Raw genomic sequence first — 22,704 nt, forward strand, 5'->3', positions numbered from 1 at the left:
GGAAGGTCTCCTGTCGTCGCGTGGTTGTACGGAAGCGACGTTATGGACCAGCGCAGGAACCGAAAGGTAACCATGGAGTTCATCGCCGACTGCCGCACCCGGCTCGCGTTCGACCTGGTGGCGAACACCTGGCATCCGGTCGTGTTGTGGGCATTGAAGAACGGCCCGCTGCGGCACGGCGAACTGCGCACGCGCATCGGCGGGATCAGCGCGAAGGTGCTCACCGAGGCGGTGCGCAAGCTGGAACGCGACGGGCTCGTCGAGCGCGTGGAGGGGGCGTATCGGCTTACCGAACTGGGGGTGAGCTTCCTCGGGCCGATCGAGGGGTTCGGAAGGTGGGCGGAGGAGTACGGGGATCGGGTGGTGGAGGCGCAGACTCGGGTCTCGTGAGTGGCGGCGCCGGTTAGAACCGGCGCCAGCGCTCACGAGGGCAACGGCCTCGCCCGTGCCAGCTCCAGCAGCGGTACAGCCGCCGCGGCGTCGGTGACCAGCGTCGACACCAGCCCGGACCGCAGTACGGCGTCCACCGCCTCGGCTTTCGGGCGGCTGTAACCGATCGCGATCACCTCGGGGACCGACATCAGCTCCTCGTGGCTGATCGCCAGCACGTGGTGCGCCAGCCCGGTGCCGAGCGAGTTGCCGTCCGCGTCGAACAGCCGCGCGGCGACCTCGGCGGTCGCGCCCCGGGCGGCGATGGCGGCGCGTTCGGCCTCGTCCAGCGCGTCGTACACCGTCGATTCCCCGGCCTCCCACGAACCGATACTGACCACGGCTTTGGTGAGTTTTCCGAACTGCGCGAACGTTTCCGCGATGCCCGGCTGGTGCCGCAGGATCTCGGTGGTCCGCCGGTCGGGCAGGACGAGCGGGCCGAAGATCGGGTACGAATCGCCGCCGGACACCGACGTCACGCGGCTGACCGTCTCCACCGAGCGGCCGCGCATGTCCATTCCGGCCTGCACCCCGCACAACTGCACGATCGGGCAGCGCGGCAGGGTCCGGATCGCCTCGGTCATCGCGTTGACCGACCGCGCCCAGGACAGCCCGATGACGTCGTCCGGCGTCGCGATCTCCTCCAGCAGCCGGGCGGCCAGCGCGCCGACCTGCTTGCGGACGATCTCGCGCGGCTCCGTCTCGGATGCTCGTTCGAGCACGAGCACGCGGTCGAGCCGGTAGGCGCGGCGGATGTCGTCGGACAGTTCGACGTCGATCGGCGCGGGCAGGTCGAACTCGATCCGCACCAGTCCGGTGTCGAGTGCGGTGTCCAGCATCCGCGCGACCTTGAACCGGCTCATGCCGAACTCGTCGGCGATCTCCAGTTTCGAGGCGCCCTGCACGTAGAACCGCCTGGCCATGGTCGCCAGCAGCAGCGTTTCGGTCAGCGGCGGTGGCCCCTTTTTCCTGCTCACATGAGCAGGATAGCGCAAAAATGAGCTTTGCCGGTTGACGGATCCGCAGGCAGGGGCCTGTAATGCCTACGCATGTTACCTACGGCATAAGTCAAAATCGCTCAAATGAGCATCTTGGAAGGTGATGACGCATGCGCGCCGCGATCGTGGACCGGCCCGGGGAGATCCGGGTCGGCGAGGTTCCCGATCCGAAGCCCGGGGAGCGCCAGGTCGTCGTGAAGGTGGGTGCCTGCGGGATCTGCGGCACGGACCTGCACATCGCCGACGGGCATTTCCCGCCGACTCCGTATCCCATCGTTCCCGGGCACGAGTTCTCCGGGGAGATCGTCGAACTCGGCGCGGACGTGCCCGCCGAGTGGAAGGTCGGCGACCGGGTCGCGGTCGACCCGTCGATCTACTGCGGATACTGCACCCCGTGCCGGTCCGGGCACGGCAACCTCTGCGCGAACTGGAACGCCACCGGCGACACGGTCAACGGCGCCTTCGCCGAGTACGTCGCGGTGCCCGCCGACACCTGCTACCGGATGCCCGACTCGATGACCTGGGAGCAGGGCGCGCTGGTCGAACCCGTTTCCTGCGCGGTGCACGGCGTGCGCCGGATCGGCGTGGAGGCGGGCGAACGCTTCCTCGTGGTCGGCGCGGGCACGATGGGCCTGATCATGCAGCAGCTCCTGCTCCGCGCGGGCGCGCACGTGACGATGGTCGACCGCAACGCCGCGCGGCTGCCGAGGGCGACCGATCTCGGTGCGGCAGCGGTGGCTTCCGATGTGTCCGAATTGGACGATGAACGCTTCGACGCCGCGGTGGACTGCACTGGTGCGGCACCCGCGATCGAGGCCGCGTTCAACGCGCTTCACCGCGGCGGCCGGTTGCTCGTGTTCGGCGTCGCCCCGGCTGAGGCGCGGATTTCGCTTTCGCCGTTCCGCATCTACAACGACGAAATCACCGTCGTCGGTTCGATGGCCGTGCTGAACAGCTACGGCAACGCGCTCGACCTCGTCGCGAACGGCTACATCGACACCGAAGCGCTGATCACCGACACCCTTCCGCTCGAGCAGTACCCCGAGGCGCTCGCGAAGATGCGCAGCGGATCCGGCCTCAAGATCCAGGTGCTGCCCGGAGGTGGTGGCGGTGCGTAAACTCCTGTGCCTCCTTGCCGCGACAGCGTTGTTAGTGACGGGATGCGCCGGAGCCGGGGCGCTCGGCACCGGCGGGCGGACACTGGTCGTCGCGATCGTGTCCAATCCGCAGATGAAGGACGCCATCTCGCTCAAGGGCGAGTTCGAGCAGGCCAACCCCGGGATCAAGCTCAAATTCGTCTCCCTGCCGGAAAACGAGGCGAGGGCGAAGATCACCGCGTCCACCGCCACCCAGGGCGGCGAGTTCGACGTGGTGATGATCAGCAACTACGAGGCTCCGCAATGGGCGGCCAACGGCTGGCTGGAGAACCTCGAACCGCACATGAAGGCGACGCCGGGCTACGACGAGGCCGACTTCATCCCGAGCATCCGGCAGTCGCTGTCGTATCAGAACCAGATGTACGCGGTGCCGTTCTACGGCGAATCGTCCTTTGTGGTCTATCGCAAGGACCTGTTCCAGAAGGCCGGGCTGGACATGCCGGCGCATCCGACGTGGCAGCAGATCGCCGGTTTCGCCGCGAAACTCGACGACAAGAAGGCCGGTATCGCCGGAATCTGCCTGCGCGGCAAGCCGGGCTGGGGCGAGAGCCTCGCGCCGTTCACCACGATGGCGAACACCTTTGGCGGGCAATGGTTCGACAAGGACTGGAACGCGAAGCTGACCAGCCCGGAGTTCACCCAGGCGGCGAACTTCTACGTGAACCTGCTGCGCGACCACGGCGAGGTCGGCGCCTCCAGTGCCGGGTTCACCGAATGCGGCACGAAATACGCGCAGGGCAACGCCGCGATGTGGTACGACGCCACGTCGATGACCGGCACCACGGAAGACCCGAAGACCAGCCACGTCGGCGGCAAGAACGGCTACGTCGCCGCGCCGGTGGAGAAGACGCAGGCGAGCGGCTGGCTCTACACCTGGTCGCTGGGCATTCCGAAGGTCGGCAAGAACAAGGACGACGCCTGGAAGTTCATGGCGTGGATGACGAACAAGGAATACGCGAAGAAGGTCGGCGAGACCTACGGGTGGAACCGGGTGCCGCCGGGCACGCGCAAGTCGACCTATGAGATCCCGCAGTACAAGGAAGCCGCGAAAGCCTACGCACAGCCCACTTTGGACGGCATCGCGGCGGCCAACCAGCAGAAGACGATGGTGAACCCGGTGCCGTACCCGGGCATCCAGTTCGTCGGGATCCCGGAGTTCCAGGACCTCGGCACCCGGGTGAGCCAGCAGCTGTCCGCCGCGATCGCCGGTCAGACCTCCGTCGCCGACGCGCTCGCGCAATCGCAGAAATACGCGGAATCCGTCGGAAAGTCCTATCAGGAGGTGCAGCGATGAGCACCCTCTCCGTCCCCGCCGGAACCGCGCCGGCGACCGCGAAGCCCGCTGCGAAGAAAGTGACCGGCTCGACCGGGAAACGGCGGCTTCCGCTGCTGCCCGCGTTGATCTTCGTGATCGCGGTGACGCAGATTCCGTTCCTGCTCACCTTGTTCTACTCGTTCCAGTCGTGGAACCTGGTGCGCCCGGGCTCGCGGCATTTCGTCGGCTTCCGCAACTACGTCGACGTCTTCACTGACACGACGTTCCTCGGCGCACTGCTGAACACAGTGGTGCTCACCGTGGTCTGCGTGTTCCTCTCGCTGCTGCTGGGACTCGGGCTCGCAGTGCTGCTCGACCGGAAGTTCTTCGGCCGCGGATTCGTCCGCACGCTGCTGATCACGCCGTTCCTGATCCTCCCGGCCGCCGGTGCGCTGCTGTGGAAGACGACGGTGTTCGACCCGAGTTTCGGTTTGCTGCACTTCGTGTTCGGCACGGACACCGACTGGCTTTCGCAATTCCCGATGGCCGCGGTGATGGCACAGATCATCTGGCAGTGGACGCCGTTCATGACGCTGCTGATCCTCGCCGGGCTGCAAAGCCAGTCGAAGGAGGTGCTGGAAGCGGCGTCGGTGGACGGCGCGAGCCGCTGGCGCACCTTCGTCTCGATCACGCTGCCGCACCTGTCGCGTTTCCTGCAGTTGGCCACGCTGCTCGGCGCGATCTACATCGTGAACAGCTTCGACGCGATTTTCCTGATGACACAAGGCGGTCCGGGCACGGCCAGCACGAACCTGCCGTTCTACATCTACCAGCGCGCGTTCGAGGGCTTCGACATCGGCCAGTCGTCCGCGATGGGCGTCGTGGTGGTCATCCTGACGATGATCGTCGCGACCTTCGCGCTGCGGCTGATGTTCCGCGCGTTCTCCGTGGACGGAGGAGTCAAGTGAGCACCGCAACCGCCACCGCCTCGCCCGCCGCCACCGACACCGCGCCGCCTCCGCAGCGCAAGACGAAGCGCCGGTACGGCCCGGGCACGCTGACCGTCGCGACCTGGATCATCGCGATTCTCTTCGTTTTCCCGTTGCTGTGGATGATTCTCACCGCGTTCAAACAGGAAAACGACGCCTACACCGATCCGCCGAAGCTGTTCTTCAGCCCGACGTTCGACCAGATCTCCGGCGTGCTCAACAGCGGTTTCCTGCCGTACCTGGGAAATTCGGCGTTCGTCACGGTCATTTCGACGCTGCTCGTACTGCTGCTGGGAATCCCGGCCGCCTACGCGCTGTCGCTGGCCCCGGTGAAGGGCACGAAGAACGCGCTGGGCTTCTTCCTGTCGACCAAAATGCTGCCGATCGTCGCGGCGATCATCCCGCTGTACGTGATCTCGCAGAACACCAACCTGCTGGACACGGTGTGGGCGCTGATCATCCTGTACACCGCGATGAACCTGCCGCTGGCGATCTGGATGATGCGGTCGTTCTTCCTGGAAGTCCCCGGCGAAATGATCGAGGCGGCGCGGATCGACGGGGCGAACCTGCCGACGCTGCTGCGCAAGATCATCATGCCGGTGGTCGCGCCCGGCATCGCGGCGACCGCATTGATCTGCGTGATCTTCTCCTGGACGGAGTTCTTCTACGCGGTCAACCTCACCGCCGCCCGGGCCGGCACGGTGCCGGTGTTCCTGGTCGGCTTCATCACCAGCGAGGGCTTGTACTGGGCCCAGCTGTCCGCCGCCGCGCTGCTGGCCTCGCTGCCGGTGATGATCGTGGGCTGGATCGCGCAGAACCACCTGGTGCGCGGGCTTTCCATGGGCGCCGTGAAGTAAGGGAGAACGCAGATGTCCGCTGAAGTGATCTACGACAAGGCGTCGCGCGTCTATCCCGGCAACCCGGGCGTCCGCGCGGTCGACCAGTTGAGCCTCGAAGTGCCGGACGGCGATTTTCTCGTGCTCGTCGGACCGTCCGGCTCGGGCAAGTCCACCGCGCTGCGGATGCTCGCCGGGCTGGAGGACGTCAACGAGGGCGCGATCCGGATCGGCGACCGCGACGTCACCGACCTGCCGCCGAAGGACCGCGACATCGCGATGGTGTTCCAGTCCTACGCGCTGTACCCGCACATGACGGTCGCCGACAACATGGGTTTCGCGTTGAAATTGCGCGGTTTCTCGGCGGCCGACATCAAGAAGCGGGTCGACGAGGCCGCCACGATGCTCGACCTGTCCCGGTTCCTCGACCGCAAGCCGAAGGCGTTGTCCGGCGGGCAGCGGCAGCGGGTCGCGATGGGCCGGGCGATCGTGCGCGAGCCGAGCGTGTTCCTGATGGACGAACCACTGTCCAATTTGGACGCGAAATTGCGCGTCGAAACCCGCGCCAACATCGCGAAACTGCAGCAACGGCTCGGCACGACGACCATCTACGTGACCCACGACCAGGTCGAGGCCATGACGATGGGCGACCGGGTGGCCGTGCTGAAGGACGGCGTGCTGCAGCAATGCGACGCGCCGCGGTCGCTGTACGAGAAACCGGCGAACTCGTTCGTGGCCGGGTTCATCGGGTCGCCGGCGATGAACCTGGCGACGCTGCCGCTGTCCGACGGTGGTGTGCAGCTAGGTGACCTGGTGGTGCCGCTGCCCACTGCGGTGCGGACAGCTGCGGCCGGGCTGTCGGAGATCGTCTTCGGGATCCGGCCGGAGTCGCTGCGCCTGGTCGGCGAGGCGGACGAGGGCTTCGAACTGGTGGTGGAGCTGGTCGAGGAACTCGGCGCGGACGCGTACCTGCACGGCAAGGTCGGCGACGACCGGTTCGTGGTCCGGGTCGACGGACGGACGCCGCCGCGCATCGGCGACAACGTCCGGGTGGCGTTGCGCGGCGAGGGCGAGACGCACGCGTTCGACCCGAAGACAACGCTGCGGCTGGGCTGAGGGCTCGTGAGTGTTCGTGCCGGTTAGAACCGGCGCGAACACTCACGACCCCACTCTCACGGGGGAGGCGCTTCCCCCTCGCGCCCGATCCTTCCCGCCGCGCTCCAGGCGACGCTTGACGCATGTCGTTGAAGCAAGCCGAGCTGAGCAAATGGCCGGGTTACGCCGCCGCGGTCTGGGGAGTGTTGTTCGCGATCCCCAGCTTCGTCTGGGCGACCGGCAACACCTTCGGCGCGACCTCGACCGTGTCGCCGTCGCTGGTCAAACTCGCACAGGACCGGGTGCCGTGGTTTGTGGCTGTCCTGGTGATCACAGGTCTGCTCAAGGCTTTCGGTGCCGTGGTCGGCGTCAGCCTGACTCAACCGCGCGGCCAGTGGCTCAGCCGCACGATGGTGTTCTGCGGCGCGGCCGCGGCGATCCTGCTGACCTGGCACGGCGGGCTGTTCGTCGTACAGGGCGTGCTGGTCAAGACCGGAGCCGTCGCCATCGACCCCGCGCTGTCCGACCTGATCAACTGGTATCTCTACCTCTGGGGCCCATGGTTCATCGCTGGCGGACTCGCTTTCGCCGGGGCTGTCGCGCTGTACGTCCGGAACCGCGATGACCGGCGCACGCTGGCGCGTTACGGAGCAGCGGGCGCGCTGGGCGCGTTGGCTCTGTCGGTGGCCGCGGTCGCGACCGGCATTGGGTGAGTCAGCGGAGGGCTCCGGCGAGGACGGTGGCCGCCATCTGCCGCACCGCTTCCTCGCTCGGCGGCTCCCCGGTGCGATCGGCGAAGAGCAGATGGCCAGCCCCGATGAGCGTCGGAGCCAGCGTCCGCACGTCCGCGTCCGGAGCTAGCCGACCGAGATCTCGTTCCGCGGCAAGGTAATCCGCGAGCACGTTCGCCGCGTCGGTGGCCAGCGGAATCCCCGGGCCCGGTCGCGCGGCCCGGAGCCGGTGCCGCAGTTCGTCGCGGAAGGTGATCAGGGCGACGATCGACACCGCGACCGACGAGAAGACTTCGGTGAGTACTTCGGCCACCGTCTCGACCAGGTCGCCGGTTCCGGCCTGCAGATCGTCCGCGTGGGCTTCGAGGCGATGGATCCGGTCGAGCACCAGCGCGGCCAGGAAAGCGTCGAAATCCTCGAAATGCCGGTGCAGCACGCCCTTCGCGCAATCCGCCTCGGCGGTGACCGCGCGGCTGGTGAGGCCACTCGGGCCCGCGCGCAGCAAAACCCGTTCCGCGGCGTCGAAAAGCTGGGCGCGGACGTCGCGGAGATGGATCCCGGTGGGCACCTCGAAGGTTCCTTCCTAGCCATAGTGGGCGCTTGCCCACTATGGTGGGCACATGCCCACTTTACCCCGTCCCGAACCGCATCAGCACCGGACCATGGCGGAGTCGTTCGGCGTCGATCCCGAGCGCTACGACCGGGCCCGCCCGCGTTACCCGGACGAACTGGTGACCGCCGTCCTCGAAGCCAGCCCGGGGAACGAAATTCTCAACGTCGGCTGCGGAACCGGCATCGAAGGGCGGCAATTTCGCGCCCGCGACGCCGTGGTGCTCGGCGTGGAGCCAGACGCGCGGATGGCGGAGTTCGCCCGGCGCGGTTTCCCGGTCGAGGTCGCGAAATTCGAGGATTGGGACCCGGCGGGGCGGAGGTTCGACGCCCTCGTGTCCGGACAGGCGTGGCACTGGGTCGACCCGATCGCGGGTGCCGCGAAGGCCGCGCGGGTGCTCCGTCCGGGCGGCCGGTTCGCCGCGTTCTGGCACGTTTTCATGCCGCCGGAAGAAATCTCGCACGCGCTGGCGGACGCGTTGCGCCGGGCGATGCCGGATTCGCCGTTCAGCGGCAACTACCTGAAGAGCCCCAGCCCCGACGCCTATCAGCCGATGCTCGACAAAGCCGCGGCCGGGTTGGCCGAGACCGGCGATTTCGCCGAGGCCGAGTTCCGGCGCTACGACTGGACGCAGGACTACAGCCGCGACGAGTGGCTGGACTTGCTCGCCACCCAGGGCGGCGTCACCGTGGCGACGCCGGAGCAGCGCGACCAGGTGCTAGCCGAGGTCGCCGCGGCGATCGACGCACGCGGCGGCCACCTGACGACGAATTACTCCACCGCCGAGGTGACCGCCGTGCGTCTCGCGTCGTGAGGGTCACTCCTCCAGCGAAAGCGCTTGGCTCGGGCAGATGTTCACGGCCTCGCGCGCCTTCTCGATCAGTTCGCCGTCCGGAGTGTCGTTGAGGACGATGACCGTGCCGTCGTCCTCGCTCTGGTCGAACAGCGCGGGCTCGGTGAGCACGCACTGGCCGGCGCCGACGCACTTGCCGGTGTCCGCGATGATCTTCATGATGGCCTCTTCCTGGCTTGTGGTGGGAGCACTCTGATCTCTACCAGGTCACCGGCAACTGGTACAGGCCAAAGATCGTGGCGTCCTTCTTCACCGGCAGCTCGGCGGCCGGGAGCGTGCACGTGAGCGTCGGGATGCGGCGGAAGAGCGTGTCGAACACGATCTGCAGCTCCATCCGCGCGAGGTTCTGCCCGAGGCACTGGTGCGGCCCGAACCCGAACGCGACGTGGTGGCGCGCGCCGCGTTCGAGGTCGAGCTTCTCCGGGCTCTCGAACACCTCCGGGTCCCAGTTCGCGGCGTAGCCCAGCACGAGCACGCCCTCGCCCGCCTTGATGGTGACGCCGCCGATCTCCACGTCCTCGGTCGCGACTCGCGCGGTCGCGCCTTCGACAATCGTGAAGTAGCGCAACAGTTCCTCGACCGCGAGGAGTGTCTTGCCCGGATCGGCCTCGATCGTCGCGCGCTGCCCGGGGTTCTCCAGCAGCCCGATGGTGCCGAGCGAAATCATGTTCGCGGTGGTCTCGTGCCCGGCGACCAGCAGCAGGAAGGCCAGCCCGATCATCGCGTCGTGGTCGTAATTGCCTTCCGCGCGGCGCTTGACGATCTGCCTGCCGAGCAGGTCGTCGGTCGGGTCCTTCTCCTTCGCCGCGACGAGACCGCTGAGGTATCCGCGCAGTTCCTCGGACGCCTTCTTGCGATCCTCGATGCTGGTGCTGCGGCGGATCAGCGCCATGGTGCGCTCTTGGAAGTAGTCGTGATCGCCGTACGGGACGCCGAGCAGTTCGCAGATCACCAGCGACGGCACCGGCAGCGACAGCTTTTCCACCAGGTCCGCCGGTTTCGGCCCGGCGAGCAACTCGTCGATCAGGCCGTCGACGATCTCCTGGATCCGCGGCCGCATCGCCTCGACCCGCTTCACGGTGAACTCGCCGAGCACCTCCCGGCGGGCCTCGCCGTGCTCGGGCGCGTCCATCCCGATCATGGCTTTCTGCTTGGCGTTGGTGAGGATCGCGGCCCCGCCCTCGGCCAGGAACGGGAAATTGGGCAGGAACCGGTCGGAGGAGAACCGGCGGTCGCCGAGGATCTGCCGGGCTTCCTCGTGCCGCGCGGCGACCCAGGCCTGCTTGCCGCCGGGGATCCGCACCCGGTGGAGCGCGCTTTCCTCGCGCATCCGGACGTACTGCTCCGGCTGGGCGAACGGACAGGTGCGGGCGACCGGCATGCTGAGTTCTTCAGTGGCAGTCATCGTTTCCCCTTCACCAGGTCACCGGGAGGCAGTACAGCCCGAAGACGCCGGAGTCGTGTTTGAACGGCAACTGGTCGACCGGCGCGGCGAGACGCAGCGTCGGGATGCGGCGGAAGAGCGTGTCGAACACGATCTGCAGTTCCATCCGCGCGAGGTTCTGGCCGAGGCACTGGTGCGCGCCGAAGCCGAACGCGACGTGGTGACGGCCGCCGCGGGTGATGTCGAGCCGCTCGGGCTCGGGGAAGACGTCGGGGTCGAAGTTCGCCGCGTAGCTCAGGCCGAGCACGCCTTCTCCGGCCTTGATGGTAACGCCCGCGATGTCGACGTCCTCGAGCGCGACGCGGGTGGTGGCGAATTCCGCGATGGTGAAGTAGCGCAGCAATTCCTCGACGGCGTCGAGGGTTTTGCCCGGATCCTCCTTGATCGCGGCGAGCGCCTCCGGGTTCTCCAGCAAGGCGACGGTGCCGAGCGAAATCATGTTCGCGGTGGTCTCGTGCCCGGCGATGAGCAGCAGGAACGCCATCGACACGAGGTCGTCGTGGTCGTAGGTGCCCTCCTCGCGCTTCTTCGCGATCTGGCGGCTGAGCAGATCGTCCGCCGGTGCGGTTTCCTTCGCGGACACCAGGTCGGACAGATAGTTCTGCATCGCTTCGACCGATTTGCCGCGCTCCTCGACGCCGGTTTCCCGGTTGAGGAGCCGCGAGCTGTGCTTCTGGAAGAAGTCGTGGTCGGAGTACGGGACGCCGAGCTGCTCGCAGATCACCAGCGACGGCACCGGAAGCGAGAGCGCCGACACCAGGTCGGCGGGCTGGTCGCCGGCCAGCATCGCGTCGAGGTGCTGATCCACGATCTCCTGGATGCGCGGCTGCAGCGCCTTCATCCGCTTGACGGTGAACTCGCCGACGACGCTGCGGCGAGCCGGGCCGTGTTCCGGCGCGTCCATCGCGATCAGCGACGGGCGCAGCTTCGGACGGCGCTGCTGGCCGTCCTTGAACAGGACCGGGAAGCCGGGGTTGAAGCGGTCCGAACTGAACCGCGGGTCGTTCAGCATCGCCCGCAGGTCCTCGTGCCGGTTCAGCACCCAGGCGCGCTGACCGGTGTGTTCGAGCTCGACGTAGTGCGCGCGAGCGTCGCGGAAACGGTCGTAGTCCGGCGGCGGCGCGAACGGGCACGTCCGTTTCATGGGGAAAGCGGCTTGCTCCGGCCGGGTGCGGCTGGGCTGGGCGACTTCGGTCATCTGAACCCCCTGTGGTGGGTTTGCCCCGTTACGGAATGAATGTGGAAGATTACATTCCGGTTCAGTGCCCAAGGTACCGAAGTGGAGGATCGCCGTCCACTAGCAACGGGGTGACAATTGCTGTCCCGCCCGGCTTGCCGGCACGTTTGCGCAGTTGGCCGGGCATGCGAGAATGCGCGCCAACCGGAAGAGGGAAGGCCGGGTTATGAGTGCAGACCCCGAGACGCCGCTGCGGGCGGACGCGCAACGCAACCGCGACCAGATCATCGCCGCCGCTCGCGTCATCTTCGCCAGCCACGGTCCCGAGGTCCCGATGGAGGAGATCGCGCGCGCGGCGGGCGTCGGCGTGGGCACCCTCTACCGGCGCTTCCCGGACCGCGACGCGCTCATCCGCGCGGTGGCGGTGGACAACTTCGCGGGCGTGCTGGACAACGCCAAGCGGCTGTCGGTGGAGGCGCCGTCCGCGTGGGAAGCGTTGGTGCAGTTGCTCTACCACGGCGCGGAACTGCAGCTGTCGATGCAATTGGCGATGCTTTCGCAGCGGGCGCACGAAATTCTCAAGGACGATCCCGAGGTGGCCCACCTGCGCGAAGCGGTGTTGCTCGAGGTCGACGATCTGGTGGTCCGGGCACAGGCCGAGGGGGCGCTGCGCAAGGACGTGGGCGCGGGCGACGTCGCGGTGCTGTTCGCGCGCATCGTGCGGCAGCTGCCCGCGCACCGGCTGAAGACGCCGGAACTCGCGACCGCCCGCAGCATCGCGATCATGATCGACGGCCTGCGCGCCGGTCCGGTCACCCCGTTGCCGGGGCGGCCGCTCGGCAAAGACGACTTGATCTGAACCTTTCTTCGGACGCGGCGGGCCGTCCGGGGTTGCTCCGATAGGGGTGATCACACAACGGGCCATCGGGATCCGGGCGGGGACGTCTTATCTCGTGAAAGCCGGTGCGGAGCCGCCGGAAAACGCGAGAGGGGACGAGATCATGAAGAACATCCGCCGTATTGCCATCGCCGTCGCTGTCGCCGGGGGCGCCGCCGCGGCCTTCGCCGGGACGGCCGCCGCCACGACCGCGAGCACGGACTCTTCGGCGCTTCCGTGCACCGCGAACCAGTTCAGCACCAAGCTCGTCTACGGCGGGGCCGGCGCGGGCCAGCGCCAGGCGGCGCTGCAGTTCACCGCGAACGAGGGCGAGCGGTGCGTCCTGTCCGGCCGGGCCGACGTCAACCTGGTCGGCGCGCACGACGTCCTGGTCAACAACGAGGCGCCGGCCGACGCGCCGCCGGTGCTGATCGCGAACGGTTCGTCGGCGTACGTGCCGCTGCACTGGACCGCGATCGGGTCCGACGACGAGCAGCAGACGCCGAACGCGGTGACCATGACCGCTCCGGCCGACTCCAACCCGCACGGGGACCCGATCGACCCGAACGTGACGGTGGACTGGACCTTCGGCGCGGTGGACGCCAGCGCGGACAGCCACACCATCGACGTCGGCGCGCTGACCGCCGGTGAAGCGCCTGCGGCGTAAGGGATTACTGGGCTTGGCTGGGCGGTGCCGCGCGGGTGAGGGAATCGAGGACCCGCAGCAGCACCGCCCTGGCGGCGTCGCCCTCGGCCGCGACTGTCCACAGTAGATCCGCGACCTCGTGGTACGGGTCGGCGTCGCTCGCGATGTGCTCGCCCTCCGGGGTTTCGACCATCGCGACGTCGTCGACCACCCAGAAGTCCGCGGTGACCGGGTAGGGCAGGACGACGTCCGCGGGGATGATGCCGAAGCGGATGTTCGGGGTGCCGAGCAGCGCGAGCAGCTTGTGCACCTGCGCGATCATCACCTCGTGCGGCGCGTTCGGATAGCGCAGCGCGGCCTCGGAGGTGAGCAGTTCGATGGTCCGGCCGGGTTCGTAGAGGATCTGCTGGCGCTGCATCCGGGCCCGGACCGCCTCGGTGATGTCCTGTCCGCCGCCGTGGATCCGGGCGTGGGCGAGCAGCGTATGCCGTGCGTACTCTGGAGTTTGCAGTAATCCGGAGACAATTCGGAGGTCGACCGCGCGAATTCGTAGCGCGCGGGCCTCTCTGGCAATGGATTCCTCTTGTCTGGCGCGATGTCCGTCCCGGACTTTGTCTTTCCAGCTGGCGTGCGCGTCACGGACCCCGACGAGCTGCTCCCGCAGCTGTTCGGCCAGCTCGGGAGGCCCGCCCACGGCGGCGATCCAGGCGTCGAGGTCGTCGTCGCCGACAGTCTGCCTGCCGTTCTCGATTTTGCTGACCTTGGGCGCGTTCCAGCCGATGGCCTTGGCGAAATCCTTTCCGGTCTCGTAGCCCGCGTCGACCCGGAGCCGGCGCAGGCGGTCGCCAAGCTCTGCCCGGCGTTTCTCGAAACTGGTAGGCACTCGCCCTCGCTATCGCATGCGGAATTCCTCGAACCCGATGGCATCTTCCCACACCTGGGGTCGAGTTTCGAGAAATCCTGGGCGGCTAGTGCGTCTGAATCGCCGAGATGCCCTTGCCTTGCCTGCGCCGGTCGTCGTGCTCAGCCTTCCTGCGGGAAGAACTTGAGCAGGCCGACGGGGATTTCGACGGCCGTCTCGGTGTCCGGCAGGCCGCGTTCGCGCAGTTGCCGCAGCGCGTGGGCGTCGGTGACCCGGTACCCCTGGACGACGTACGTGCCGCGGTTGGTGCGATAAGCGTTGGGGCAGTTGCCGCCCGCGCTGGTGGTTCCGAGGAACTCGAGGGCGAGTGCTTCTTCGGGCTGAGCGGGATGCAGGGTCATGCGGAGTCCTCCTGACATGCTGACAGCGCCTGTGCCGGACACGGGGCGTCGAAATTTCCCCAATGGCACATGTTGGCAGAAAATTTCGCGAAAGGATAGAGGGGTGGCGCGAAATTTTGCCGCCGGATGGGTCCGCGCTCAGCCGAGTTCGGCGAGCGTCAGCGTCAGCGCGTCGACGAGATGGGCGCGGGTGCCGGAGTAGACGTTGATCTGCAGCCCGCCGGCGCCGTCGGGGCTGACGAAACTCAGCACGCGCCCGCGTCCGGTGAGATCGATCGCGGACAGCGGAGTGCTGTGCGTCCGGCTTCCGTCCGGCCCGCGGACGGCGACGTGCATCAGGTGCACCGCGTCGCGCCGGGCCCGCATCAGGTGCCGCAATTCGTCCGCGCTGGCCGACGATTCAGCGAGGGGATCGGCGGAGGCGCTGTCGTAGTAGTCCTTGGACACCTTGAGCGGCCGGAGTTTCGCGGGATCGCAGCAGGGCAGGAGATCGACCAGACTGCCGCCGATGTCGCGCGGAGAAACAGGTTCGAGCTGCACGGACCGGTTGTCCGTCACGAGCCGCACCGCCTCCCGCCCCGCAGCCGCGACGAGAATCGCCCCGTTGTCCCCGCGCCGATTGCCGAAATCGCTCCAGGAGTACACCTCGCGCCGCGCTTCGGCGAGAAGTTCGAGAGTGTCGCGCAGCCGCGGGCTGGGCGCGCCGCTCGCCGCGAGCCCGAACCTCGAGAGCAGGCCGTACGACTGGACGCGGAGCTTCTCGGAGAACTCGTCCGTCATGAACATCGGCGCGTGCTCGACCACGACGGGCGGGTCGCCGAGTTTCTCGTGGCTCCACACGGCGAGAAATGCCAACCGCGGCATCCGGACCGGTCTCTCGAGGATCGGCATCTCGGCGGGCCTCCTTAGCCGCCGATGGTCGGAGGCGTCGGAGGCAGTCCGGTGCGGGGGTCGACGGTGCGCTCGCCGTCGTCGTCGGTGAGGGAGAAGGCGGAGTCGGTGTCCAGGCCGTATTTGCGGCGGTGTTCTTGGGGGTCTTCGGTTTTGTCTTTGTCGCGGGGCGGGGTTGTTCCGGCCATGCCTGGGGTGCCTCGGGATCCGGTCTTGCCTTGGGTGGCGCTTGCGCCGCCGGCTGTGTTGGTTGCTGCGCGGCCCTCTGCGCCGGTTCCTCTGCCGGCCCCTGGCCGGGCCGGGCTGCCAGTGGGGCTGCGAGGTTCGCCCGCACGGTTGCTTTCCCCTGTGTTCCTACCGACGTTGCCCACGGTTCCGCGTCCGCCTTGCACGGGAATCGGTGACCATGGAGTGCTGCCACTGCCGGATTCGCCAGCGTCGGTCGTTGTAGGGGCCGGGGGACAGTTCCTGGCCATCGTTGAGTTCGATGGCGGCGGTGCCCAACCGGAAACCGCTGTCTGGCTCTCAATGCTTCCTGGCGGAGATATCGCGCTTGGCCAGGCTGTACGGTCGGGCCCGTGCGCTACATGAGGTCCGGACACTCCGTCAGAACTGTGCGCTGGTGAAGGCGTGTCGGAAGACGAGGGCAGTTCGTAGGGAGAGAGCCCGGTTCTTTTGTGCTGCGGGCCAGTATCCGGGCGCTTCTCGGGTGGGGCCTGGCCAGGGTTCGGGCCATTCACGATGTCCTGTCCGCCGAAGCTGTCGAGCTGACCGTAGTCGGTTTGCAGCTTCTCACCGTTAGCATCGGAATGCTGGACATAGGCTTGGTAACGGTCAACATTGTGCTGCGCCAGCGCGTTGTAGTAGCTGATCTCCTTCTCCGTGTCGGTCTCCCAAGGGGAGATCCGGTCGAAGAAGTTCAGATGAGGCGGGGCGGGCGGCATCTGCTCCAAGGAGGATTTCAGCGCATCGAACCCGTGTGCGATGTCGGTCAAATTAGAGCCGTTGATGCCGTAGATCGCCGCGGACACTGCCGTTGTCTCGGCGAATCGGCGGATCCGCGCCTTCGCCTCATCCGCACCCCTGCCGGTCCAGGCGGACTCCAGTCCGGCGTTCACCCGGGAGAGTAAATCGCTGGCTTCGTTGTGCCGGTTGGAGAGGGTGTTCGCCTGTTCAGCCCCGCTGTGCCAGCTGGCCGTACCCGGGCCTGTCAGGACTTTCTGGACCAGTTCGGATGCGGGCAGTGCTTCTGGGCCGGGGTCCCCATGCAAGAGCGTTGAGGCGAACTTGCCAAGGTCGTCGACGCGGTCGCCGATCCAATGGCCGGCATCTTCGATCGTCTGCAGGAAGCCCATCACGAGCCTGCCCGCTGGCGCAGATTTGTGGCTACGATCTCGGCGGCCTGCGCGGCGACCCCGCAGGGATCGACCTTTCCGATTTTGCTTTCGCCGAGTGTGATCGTCACATCGACAGACAAGTCGTCTGAAGTTCCGAAGCTGACCTGGCACGTGCTGTTGAGCCCGATGCCCTCGAAGTCGGAGAAAGCGACCGCTGGAAGTCCTTGAATCGGAGGGAGCGGCCGCCAAACCTTCACTTTCGGTTGACTGTTCTGGTAGACAGCGCTGAGTCCCTGGTGATCCTCGGTGACATAGCCCACGCGTACGGCAGCTCCGGAGTCGATGTTGTGCCAATCGCACGTCGGGCCGAGTCTTGCTGCAGTGCGCGGTTTTCCGGGAGGCGCCGTGGTGATGATGCGCCCTACTTGTGCTTCGGTCAGGGCGGTCTGGCAGGGGTCACCGGCCAGGACCGACGCGGGCAACGGGTGTTCGACTTTGGGTGCTCCGCTGTGTGGCAATGCGCTGGAGGCTGATGACGCCGGATGAGCTGCGCTGGTGGGAGCCGGTTCCGGGCCTCTGGAACAAGCTGTCGCGAGGGCGGCGAATCCGATCGCAGCGATCTGGATTAGGGCATGTCGGGGGGTCATCCCGCGAACCCTGTTGCATCCTTGCCCGAGGCGGCGTTTTGCACCGATTCGGCAGCTGTTTCTTCGGAATTCGCAGTAATCCCGAGCGCTTCTTCCAGCTTTAGCACCAGTTCGTTGGCGTAAGCATGAAGGCGGTGCACGTTCGCAATGCCGGCTCCGAATGCCCCGCTCGCGGACTCGTTGCCGAGCAGTTTCGCCTGGTAGGCATTGCTCGCAACATCGTCTGCAGGGGCAACGAGTCGAAGCAGGGACAGTGAAGCTGCGCGCATGTCGCTGAACTGTTCGCGTGCCTGTCTGGCCAGTTTGAGCATGCTGCGGGCGTCGTCGCGGCTCATAGTGAAGCCGGGGCCGGGCGGTGTTCCGGTGCCGTCGGTGATGGTGAAGTCCGGCAACCAGTTCTTGCCTGCGTTCGCGGCAGGCTGGTCCATGTCCTCCCCCTCCCCAAGACACGGCGGATGTTTCGCGCATCGGTCGGTTCGGTGCCTCGCGGCGGTATTCACCGTAACCGACGGAGCACGGTAAGTCGTGGGGGTGCAGCGCATTTGCAGGAAATCGCTGGAGGGCCGGAGAAATTGCGCGAATCCGGTCGTTTGCCCAGATGGAAGCTGCGAGAACCTTCGGCTGATAAATGGATGACTCGGCCTGCTGAGCACAGAGTAATTCACGGTAGTCCTTTCAGGGTAAGAGCCTCACCTTAGGGGCGAAAACCTGCCCACCGCGCATTTGTCTGCTGGGGTAAACAAAAACCCGCCGTCGGGCGATTAGCCCGAACGGCGGGTTGAGTGAACTCGAATGTCAGACGCCCATGGGGTGCCAGACAGTCTTTGCCTCCAGGTACCGCCGGATGCGGGACAGGTCCGGCTCCTCGGTCCAGTCCGGTTCGGTGTCAGGGACGGACAGGACTCGCTTCACCGTCCCGGCGGCTTCCTGGGCCAGGGTGACGCGGTCCGCAGGGGTGGCTCCGGTCGGGTCGAGGGCGTTGACGTCTCCGTGGGAGGCCAGCCACGGGCCCAGTTCTGCGGCTCGGCCGGTGAGGATGTTGGCCGTGCCGCCGGGGACGTCGGAGGTGGCCAGGACCTCGGACAAGGTGATGGCGGGCAGCGGGCGGTCCGCGCTGGAGACCAGGACTGCCGTCGAGCCGGTGGCCAGGACGGGAGCCAGGACCGTCACCAGGCCGAGCAGCGAGGACTCCTGCGGCGCCAGGACCCCGACGACCCCGGTGGGTTCTGGGGTGGTGAAGGAGAAGTACGGGCCGGCTACCGGGTTGGCGGCGCCAAGGACCGACGCGATCTTGTCCGTCCAGCCCGCGTACCAGACCCAGCGGTCGATGGCGGCGTCCACAATGGACTCGGCCTTCTTCGCGGCGACGCCTTCGCAGGCGGCTACCTCGGCGGCGAACTGGGCGCGGCGGCCTTCCATGACCTCGGCGACCCGGTAGAGAACCTGGCCGCGGTTGTATGCAGTTGCCGACGACCAACCCGGGAACGCCTTTCGGGCGGCGGACACCGCGTCGCGCAGATCCTTGCGCGACGCGTGGGCCGCGTTGGCCAGGAAGGCGCCCTTGGAATCGGTGACGGGGTAGACCCGGCCTGATTCCGAGCGCGGGAATTTCCCGCCGAGATAGAGTTTGTAGGTTTTCGCCACCGAAATCCGGTCAGACATTGAGGTAGGCCTCCAAACCGGTGCGTCCGCCTTCGCGGCCGAAACCGGACTCCTGGTAGCCGCCGAACGGGGCGGCCGGGTCGAAGCGATTGAACGTGTTGGCCCAGACGACGCCTGCCCGGAGCTGGTTCGCCATCCACAGAATCCGCGAACCCTTCTCGGTCCAGATGCCCGCGGACAGCCCGTACGGCGTGTTGTTCGCCTTCGCCACGGCCTCTTCCGGGGTGCGGAAGGTGAGGACCGACAGCACGGGGCCGAAGATCTCCTCGCGCGCGATCCGCATCGACTGGTGGACTTCGGAGAACACCGTCGGGGCGAAGAAGAACCCGCGGTCGGGCACAGGGCACGGACTGGTCCAGCGCTGCGCGCCTTCCGCGTCGCCGGATTCGACCAGGCCGCGGATTTTCGCCAGCTGCTCGGCCGAGTTGATGGCGCCGAGGTCGGTGTTCTTGTCCAGCGGGTCGCCGAGCCGCAGCGTCGAAACCCGGTAGCGGAGTTTCTCCAGCACCTCTTCGGCGACCGATTCCTGCACCAGCAGCCGCGACCCCGCGCAGCAGACGTGACCCTGGTTGAAGAAGATGCCGTTGACGATCCCCTCCACCGCCTGGTCCAGCGGGGCGTCGTCGAACACCACGTTCGCCGCCTTGCCGCCGAGTTCCAGGGTCAGCTTCTTGCGGGTGCCCGCGACGGTGCGCTGGATCAGCTTGCCGACCTCGGTGGAGCCGGTGAACGCGATCTTGTCGACGTCCGGATGCTCCACAATGGACGCTCCGATGTCGCCCGCGCCGGGCAGGATGTTCACCACGCCCGGCGGCAGCTCCGCCTGCTGGCAGATCTCGGCGAACACCAGCGCGCTCAGCGGGGTGGTCTCGGCGGGCTTGAGCACCACGGTGTTGCCGGTGGCCAGCGCGGGCGCGATCTTCCACGCCAGCATCAGCAGCGGGAAGTTCCACGGGATCACCTGGCCCGCGACGCCGAGCGGCTTCGGGTCCGGGCCGTAGCCCGCGTAGCCGAGCTTGTCCGCCCAGCCCGCGTGGTAGAAGAAATGCGCGGCCGCGGTGGGCACGTCGGAATCGCGCGATTCCTTGATCGGCTTCCCGTTGTCCAGCGTCTCCAGCACCGCCAGCTCGCGCGAGCGTTCCTGGATCAGCCGCGCGATGCGGAACAGGTACTTCGCCCGTTCCGTGCCCGGCATTTTCGACCAGACCGACGTGTACGCCTTGCGCGCGGCCTTCACCGCGGTGTCCACATCGGACGCCGAGGCGGTGCCGACCTCGGCGAGGATCTCCTCGGTGGCCGGGTTGACCGTCTTGAGCGGCTCGCCGGAGCCGTCGACGAATTCGCCGTTGATGAACGGCTTGTAATGCTCTTTCAGATTGGCCAGAGCGCGCGATTCCGGCGCGGGCGCGTATTCGAAGATGCCCATGTCAGTCCACCGTCACGTAGTCAGGGCCGCTGTAGTGGCCGTCCACCTGGGTGCGCCGCTGCAGCAGCAGGTCGTTGAGCAGGCTCGACGCGCCGAACCGGAACAGCTCCGGCGTGAGCCACTGCTCGCCCGCGACCTCGTGCACGGCGACGAGGTATTTGATCGCGTCCTTCGTCGTCCGGATCCCGCCCGCGGGCTTGACGCCGCGCAGTTCGCCGGTGCGCTCGTGCCAGTCGTGCACCGCCTGCAGCATCACGTGCGTGACCGGCAGCGTCGCGGCGGGCGACACCTTGCCGGTGGACGTCTTGATGAAGTCGCCGCCGGCCAGCAGCGCGAGCCAGGACGCGCGGCGCACGTTGTCGTACGTCGCCAGCTCGCCCGTTTCGAGGATCACCTTCAGGTGCGCCGAACCGCAGGCGGCCTTGACCGCGCGGATCTCGTCGAACACCTCCAGGTACCGGCCTTCGAGGAAGGCGCCGCGGTCGATCACCATGTCGACCTCGTCCGCGCCGGCTTCGACGGCCATCCGGGTGTCAGCCAGCTTCACCTCGCGGCTCGTGCGGCCCGCCGGGAAGCCGGTGGCGACGCTCGCCACCCGCACCCCGCCGCCCGCGAGCGCTTCGACGGCTGTCTCCACCAGGTCCGGGTACACGCACACGGCCGCGACGCGCGGGCAGTCCTGCCGCTCGGGGTCCGGCCGCATCGCCTTGGCGGCGAGGCCGCGGACCTTGCCGCGCGTGTCGGCTCCCTCGAGCGTGGTCAGGTCGACCATCGACACCGCGGTGTCGATCGCCCACCGCTTGGCTTCCTTCTTGATGCTCCGGGTCGCGAGCCCCGCCGCACGCTGCTCGACGCCGACCTGGTCGACACCGGGCAGCCCGTGCAGGAACCGCCGCAGGCTCGCTTCGTCGCGAGTGACGTCCGTCAGCGGCGACGGGGTTTCCGGCGCCGCTGCCGGGCTGGTGGTAGCTGTCATACCGCTGAGTGTAGGTGCGCGACAGCAGGCGCCGGAGCGCTCACCGGAATCTGTGGACAGCTGGTCACGGGCTCGCGGTTGTCCACAGCCGTCGGCCGGCGGCGGCGGTTTTTGTCGGTGCCGTGTGCAGTCGGGTTCAGGACTCGATCTGCGGCGCGTTCACGTCCTTGGCCGGCTTGCGGTAAACCACGACGCCGCCCCAGAAGCCGATGCCGTTGATCGTCACGGTCGGGGCGGTCGGCGGCGCCGGCGGCGCGCCGGACTTGTCCTCCAGCATGAACGCGCCCATGAAGCCGATGCCGGTGACGTTCACGTTGATGTCGTCGGGCACGGTGATCTCGATCCCGCCCATGATCGCGACGGCGGTGATCGTGGAGGACTTCTCCGCGAACCGCGCGCTGCGCAGGTCGATCTCGGCGCCGCCCCAGAACGCGAAAGTCGTGTGCTGCTGCGGCAGGACCCAACTGCCCTTGCGCACAGCCCCGGACATCACGCCGATCGACACGGCCGAGCCGGGATGCCCGCCGACGCGGCTGTCCGGCAGCCCGAGCGCGCGCGAGGGGGCGGGCTGCAGCGAGGCCGAAGCGGCGGTGGCGACCGCGGCGCTGCCGGGCAGGTCCGCGGTCACCGGTTTCAGGTCGGCGAACGTTTTCGCGGAGTAGACGCTGGAAAGCCGCTCTTCGAGTTCGTTGATCGTGATGCGGCCTTCGGACAGCGCCTGGTGCAGTACCTGCGCGACCTGCTCCCGATCGGCGTCCGACACGCGCATCTGGTCCGGGCCCGGCGTGGCTGGGTCTTCACTCACCTGGGGCAGCCTAGCCCTGTCGGGTCTGGCTTGGGTCCGTCGAACGGTGGATAGGGGGATCATGGCGTGATGGATTCTGCGTTGGTGGGGACTTTGGTGCTTCCTGATGGGGCACGGGTGCGGGCTCGGGGGTTGGGGAAGCCGAAGCCGGAGGGGCCGGAGCCGGAGTTCGGGTTGTATTTGGGGTCGCGGCGGATGCGGGTTAAGTACGACTCGTCGTTAGGGTGGGAGCGGCAGTGGGTGCTGTGGCCGGACTTTCTGTTGCCGAGGGATCGGGAGGGGGCTCGGCGGGAGATTTTGGGGTTGCATGAGCGGGCTGTCGCGGGGGAGGCGGTGGAGGTGGCTTGTCTTGGTGGGGTTGGGCGTAGTGGGACTGTGTTGGCTTGTTTGGTGACGTTGGGTGGGGTGGGGGCTCGGGAGGCTGTGGAGTGGGTTCGGGCGGAGCATCATCCGCGGGCGGTGGAGACGCCTTGGCAGCGGGGGTGGGTTCGGTGGTTTGCTGAGTCTCGGTAGGGGGGTGGCTCGTCGCCTGGCGGCGACCTTGCCGTGGGGGTTGCGTGGGGCACCCCGAAGCTTGATTGTGCTGACGGTCTGGGGGTG

General features: G+C 67.5%; 25 protein-coding genes. 10 read left to right on the top strand and 15 right to left on the bottom strand.

Features of this window, described 5'->3' with window-relative positions; all coding sequences use genetic code 11:
- Positions 1 to 72: 72 nt before the first annotated feature.
- Positions 73 to 390, top strand: a complete 318-nt coding sequence (locus ABD156_RS11770; RefSeq protein ID WP_344270649.1) for a winged helix-turn-helix transcriptional regulator — start codon at positions 73 to 75, stop codon at positions 388 to 390.
- Positions 391 to 422: 32 nt separating this feature from the next.
- Here ABD156_RS11770 and ABD156_RS11775 read toward each other — a convergent pair whose 3' ends face one another.
- Positions 423 to 1,352 (bottom strand): sugar-binding transcriptional regulator, encoded by a 930-nt coding sequence (locus ABD156_RS11775; protein WP_344270749.1) that lies wholly within the window; start codon positions 1,350 to 1,352, stop codon positions 423 to 425.
- A gap of 185 nt (positions 1,353 to 1,537) precedes the next feature.
- Between ABD156_RS11775 and ABD156_RS11780 the strand changes: the two genes are divergently transcribed.
- The 6 genes from ABD156_RS11780 (at position 1,538) to ABD156_RS11805 (ending at position 7,472) form a co-directional block, all read left to right on the top strand.
- Complete coding sequence (locus ABD156_RS11780; RefSeq protein WP_344270652.1) at positions 1,538 to 2,545, top strand: zinc-dependent alcohol dehydrogenase family protein; 1,008 nt, start codon at positions 1,538 to 1,540, stop codon at positions 2,543 to 2,545.
- On the top strand, positions 2,532 to 3,878 hold the full coding sequence (locus tag ABD156_RS11785) for an ABC transporter substrate-binding protein (RefSeq protein WP_344270752.1): 1,347 nt from the start codon (positions 2,532 to 2,534) through the stop codon (positions 3,876 to 3,878). Before ABD156_RS11780 ends, ABD156_RS11785 begins: the two co-directional genes overlap by 14 nt.
- Complete coding sequence (locus tag ABD156_RS11790; RefSeq protein ID WP_344270655.1) at positions 3,875 to 4,807, top strand: carbohydrate ABC transporter permease; 933 nt, start codon at positions 3,875 to 3,877, stop codon at positions 4,805 to 4,807. Before ABD156_RS11785 ends, ABD156_RS11790 begins: the two co-directional genes overlap by 4 nt.
- 89 nt (positions 4,808 to 4,896) lie before the next feature.
- Positions 4,897 to 5,685, top strand: a complete 789-nt coding sequence (locus tag ABD156_RS11795) for a carbohydrate ABC transporter permease (RefSeq protein ID WP_344270755.1) — start codon at positions 4,897 to 4,899, stop codon at positions 5,683 to 5,685.
- Between the two features lie 12 nt (positions 5,686 to 5,697).
- Positions 5,698 to 6,780 (top strand): ABC transporter ATP-binding protein, encoded by a 1,083-nt coding sequence (locus ABD156_RS11800; RefSeq protein WP_344270658.1) that lies wholly within the window; start codon positions 5,698 to 5,700, stop codon positions 6,778 to 6,780.
- Between the two features lie 122 nt (positions 6,781 to 6,902).
- Positions 6,903 to 7,472, top strand: a complete 570-nt coding sequence (locus ABD156_RS11805; RefSeq protein WP_344270661.1) for a DUF3995 domain-containing protein — start codon at positions 6,903 to 6,905, stop codon at positions 7,470 to 7,472.
- 1 nt (position 7,473) lies between these two features.
- Here ABD156_RS11805 and ABD156_RS11810 read toward each other — a convergent pair whose 3' ends face one another.
- Positions 7,474 to 8,058, bottom strand: coding sequence for a TetR/AcrR family transcriptional regulator (locus ABD156_RS11810; protein WP_344270664.1), 585 nt, complete (start codon positions 8,056 to 8,058; stop codon positions 7,474 to 7,476).
- Positions 8,059 to 8,110: 52 nt separating this feature from the next.
- Between ABD156_RS11810 and ABD156_RS11815 the strand changes: the two genes are divergently transcribed.
- Positions 8,111 to 8,914 (top strand): class I SAM-dependent methyltransferase, encoded by an 804-nt coding sequence (locus tag ABD156_RS11815; RefSeq protein ID WP_344270667.1) that lies wholly within the window; start codon positions 8,111 to 8,113, stop codon positions 8,912 to 8,914.
- Positions 8,915 to 8,917: 3 nt separating this feature from the next.
- Here ABD156_RS11815 and ABD156_RS11820 read toward each other — a convergent pair whose 3' ends face one another.
- Genes ABD156_RS11820 through ABD156_RS11830 form a run of 3 tightly spaced genes read right to left on the bottom strand, consistent with a single transcriptional unit; the run spans position 8,918 to position 11,595 of the window.
- Entirely contained in the window at positions 8,918 to 9,112 is a 195-nt protein-coding gene (locus ABD156_RS11820; RefSeq protein WP_116201635.1) for a ferredoxin, read from the bottom strand.
- Between the two features lie 40 nt (positions 9,113 to 9,152).
- Entirely contained in the window at positions 9,153 to 10,358 is a 1,206-nt protein-coding gene (locus tag ABD156_RS11825) for a cytochrome P450 (RefSeq protein ID WP_344270672.1), read from the bottom strand.
- 10 nt (positions 10,359 to 10,368) lie between these two features.
- Entirely contained in the window at positions 10,369 to 11,595 is a 1,227-nt protein-coding gene (locus ABD156_RS11830) for a cytochrome P450 (protein WP_344270675.1), read from the bottom strand.
- A gap of 205 nt (positions 11,596 to 11,800) precedes the next feature.
- On the opposite strand from ABD156_RS11830, the gene ABD156_RS11835 reads away from it, so the two are divergent.
- On the top strand, positions 11,801 to 12,433 hold the full coding sequence (locus tag ABD156_RS11835) for a TetR/AcrR family transcriptional regulator (protein ID WP_344270676.1): 633 nt from the start codon (positions 11,801 to 11,803) through the stop codon (positions 12,431 to 12,433).
- Positions 12,434 to 12,479: 46 nt separating this feature from the next.
- Positions 12,480 to 13,118 (top strand): DUF4232 domain-containing protein, encoded by a 639-nt coding sequence (locus ABD156_RS11840; RefSeq protein ID WP_344270678.1) that lies wholly within the window; start codon positions 12,480 to 12,482, stop codon positions 13,116 to 13,118.
- Between the two features lie 4 nt (positions 13,119 to 13,122).
- On the opposite strand, the gene ABD156_RS11845 is transcribed toward ABD156_RS11840, so the two are convergent.
- From ABD156_RS11845 to ABD156_RS11890, 10 genes are all read right to left on the bottom strand, one after another.
- Positions 13,123 to 13,980 (bottom strand): helix-turn-helix domain-containing protein, encoded by an 858-nt coding sequence (locus ABD156_RS11845; protein WP_344270681.1) that lies wholly within the window; start codon positions 13,978 to 13,980, stop codon positions 13,123 to 13,125.
- Positions 13,981 to 14,120: 140 nt separating this feature from the next.
- Positions 14,121 to 14,360, bottom strand: coding sequence for a hypothetical protein (locus ABD156_RS11850; protein WP_344270684.1), 240 nt, complete (start codon positions 14,358 to 14,360; stop codon positions 14,121 to 14,123).
- A gap of 138 nt (positions 14,361 to 14,498) precedes the next feature.
- On the bottom strand, positions 14,499 to 15,251 hold the full coding sequence (locus ABD156_RS11855) for an ESX secretion-associated protein EspG (RefSeq protein ID WP_344270687.1): 753 nt from the start codon (positions 15,249 to 15,251) through the stop codon (positions 14,499 to 14,501).
- 14 nt (positions 15,252 to 15,265) lie between these two features.
- On the bottom strand, positions 15,266 to 16,606 hold the full coding sequence (locus ABD156_RS11860) for a hypothetical protein (RefSeq protein WP_344270690.1): 1,341 nt from the start codon (positions 16,604 to 16,606) through the stop codon (positions 15,266 to 15,268).
- Positions 16,606 to 17,235, bottom strand: a complete 630-nt coding sequence (locus tag ABD156_RS11865) for a DUF3558 domain-containing protein (protein WP_344270693.1) — start codon at positions 17,233 to 17,235, stop codon at positions 16,606 to 16,608. Before ABD156_RS11865 ends, ABD156_RS11860 begins: the two co-directional genes overlap by 1 nt.
- A complete protein-coding gene (locus tag ABD156_RS11870; protein WP_344270696.1) occupies positions 17,232 to 17,663 on the bottom strand; it encodes a hypothetical protein in 432 nt (143 codons plus the stop codon). The genes ABD156_RS11865 and ABD156_RS11870 overlap by 4 nt, the downstream gene beginning before the upstream one ends.
- Before the next feature lie 367 nt (positions 17,664 to 18,030).
- Complete coding sequence (locus ABD156_RS11875; RefSeq protein ID WP_344270699.1) at positions 18,031 to 18,897, bottom strand: aldehyde dehydrogenase family protein; 867 nt, start codon at positions 18,895 to 18,897, stop codon at positions 18,031 to 18,033.
- On the bottom strand, positions 18,890 to 20,323 hold the full coding sequence (locus tag ABD156_RS11880; RefSeq protein ID WP_344270702.1) for an aldehyde dehydrogenase family protein: 1,434 nt from the start codon (positions 20,321 to 20,323) through the stop codon (positions 18,890 to 18,892). Before ABD156_RS11880 ends, ABD156_RS11875 begins: the two co-directional genes overlap by 8 nt.
- Position 20,324: 1 nt before the next feature.
- On the bottom strand, positions 20,325 to 21,299 hold the full coding sequence (gene deoC / locus ABD156_RS11885) for a deoxyribose-phosphate aldolase (protein ID WP_344270705.1): 975 nt from the start codon (positions 21,297 to 21,299) through the stop codon (positions 20,325 to 20,327).
- A gap of 136 nt (positions 21,300 to 21,435) precedes the next feature.
- On the bottom strand, positions 21,436 to 22,068 hold the full coding sequence (locus ABD156_RS11890; protein ID WP_344270758.1) for a DUF1707 SHOCT-like domain-containing protein: 633 nt from the start codon (positions 22,066 to 22,068) through the stop codon (positions 21,436 to 21,438).
- Positions 22,069 to 22,704 lie beyond the last annotated feature (636 nt).

This window comes from Amycolatopsis albidoflavus (assembly GCF_039525725.1).
GTDB classification, from domain to species: Bacteria; Actinomycetota; Actinomycetes; order Mycobacteriales; family Pseudonocardiaceae; genus Amycolatopsis; species Amycolatopsis albidoflava.

Excerpts from the sequence above, each read along its gene's own strand:
- ABD156_RS11770 (WP_344270649.1), top strand. The coding sequence starts at position 73 with ATGGAGTTCATCGCCGACTGCCGCACCCGGCTCGCGTTCGACCTGGTG.
- ABD156_RS11775 (WP_344270749.1), bottom strand. The coding sequence starts at position 1,352 with ATGGCCAGGCGGTTCTACGTGCAGGGCGCCTCGAAACTGGAGATCGCC.
- ABD156_RS11780 (WP_344270652.1), top strand. The coding sequence starts at position 1,538 with ATGCGCGCCGCGATCGTGGACCGGCCCGGGGAGATCCGGGTCGGCGAG.
- ABD156_RS11790 (WP_344270655.1), top strand. The coding sequence starts at position 3,875 with ATGAGCACCCTCTCCGTCCCCGCCGGAACCGCGCCGGCGACCGCGAAG.
- ABD156_RS11800 (WP_344270658.1), top strand. The coding sequence starts at position 5,698 with ATGTCCGCTGAAGTGATCTACGACAAGGCGTCGCGCGTCTATCCCGGC.
- ABD156_RS11805 (WP_344270661.1), top strand. The coding sequence starts at position 6,903 with ATGTCGTTGAAGCAAGCCGAGCTGAGCAAATGGCCGGGTTACGCCGCC.
- ABD156_RS11815 (WP_344270667.1), top strand. The coding sequence starts at position 8,111 with ATGCCCACTTTACCCCGTCCCGAACCGCATCAGCACCGGACCATGGCG.
- ABD156_RS11820 (WP_116201635.1), bottom strand. The coding sequence starts at position 9,112 with ATGAAGATCATCGCGGACACCGGCAAGTGCGTCGGCGCCGGCCAGTGC.
- ABD156_RS11825 (WP_344270672.1), bottom strand. The coding sequence starts at position 10,358 with ATGACTGCCACTGAAGAACTCAGCATGCCGGTCGCCCGCACCTGTCCG.
- ABD156_RS11830 (WP_344270675.1), bottom strand. The coding sequence starts at position 11,595 with ATGACCGAAGTCGCCCAGCCCAGCCGCACCCGGCCGGAGCAAGCCGCT.
- ABD156_RS11835 (WP_344270676.1), top strand. The coding sequence starts at position 11,801 with ATGAGTGCAGACCCCGAGACGCCGCTGCGGGCGGACGCGCAACGCAAC.
- ABD156_RS11850 (WP_344270684.1), bottom strand. The coding sequence starts at position 14,360 with ATGACCCTGCATCCCGCTCAGCCCGAAGAAGCACTCGCCCTCGAGTTC.
- ABD156_RS11855 (WP_344270687.1), bottom strand. The coding sequence starts at position 15,251 with ATGCCGATCCTCGAGAGACCGGTCCGGATGCCGCGGTTGGCATTTCTC.
- ABD156_RS11860 (WP_344270690.1), bottom strand. The coding sequence starts at position 16,606 with ATGGGCTTCCTGCAGACGATCGAAGATGCCGGCCATTGGATCGGCGAC.
- ABD156_RS11865 (WP_344270693.1), bottom strand. The coding sequence starts at position 17,235 with ATGACCCCCCGACATGCCCTAATCCAGATCGCTGCGATCGGATTCGCC.
- ABD156_RS11870 (WP_344270696.1), bottom strand. The coding sequence starts at position 17,663 with ATGGACCAGCCTGCCGCGAACGCAGGCAAGAACTGGTTGCCGGACTTC.
- ABD156_RS11875 (WP_344270699.1), bottom strand. The coding sequence starts at position 18,897 with ATGTCTGACCGGATTTCGGTGGCGAAAACCTACAAACTCTATCTCGGC.
- ABD156_RS11880 (WP_344270702.1), bottom strand. The coding sequence starts at position 20,323 with ATGGGCATCTTCGAATACGCGCCCGCGCCGGAATCGCGCGCTCTGGCC.
- deoC (WP_344270705.1), bottom strand. The coding sequence starts at position 21,299 with ATGACAGCTACCACCAGCCCGGCAGCGGCGCCGGAAACCCCGTCGCCG.
- ABD156_RS11890 (WP_344270758.1), bottom strand. The coding sequence starts at position 22,068 with ATGCGCGTGTCGGACGCCGATCGGGAGCAGGTCGCGCAGGTACTGCAC.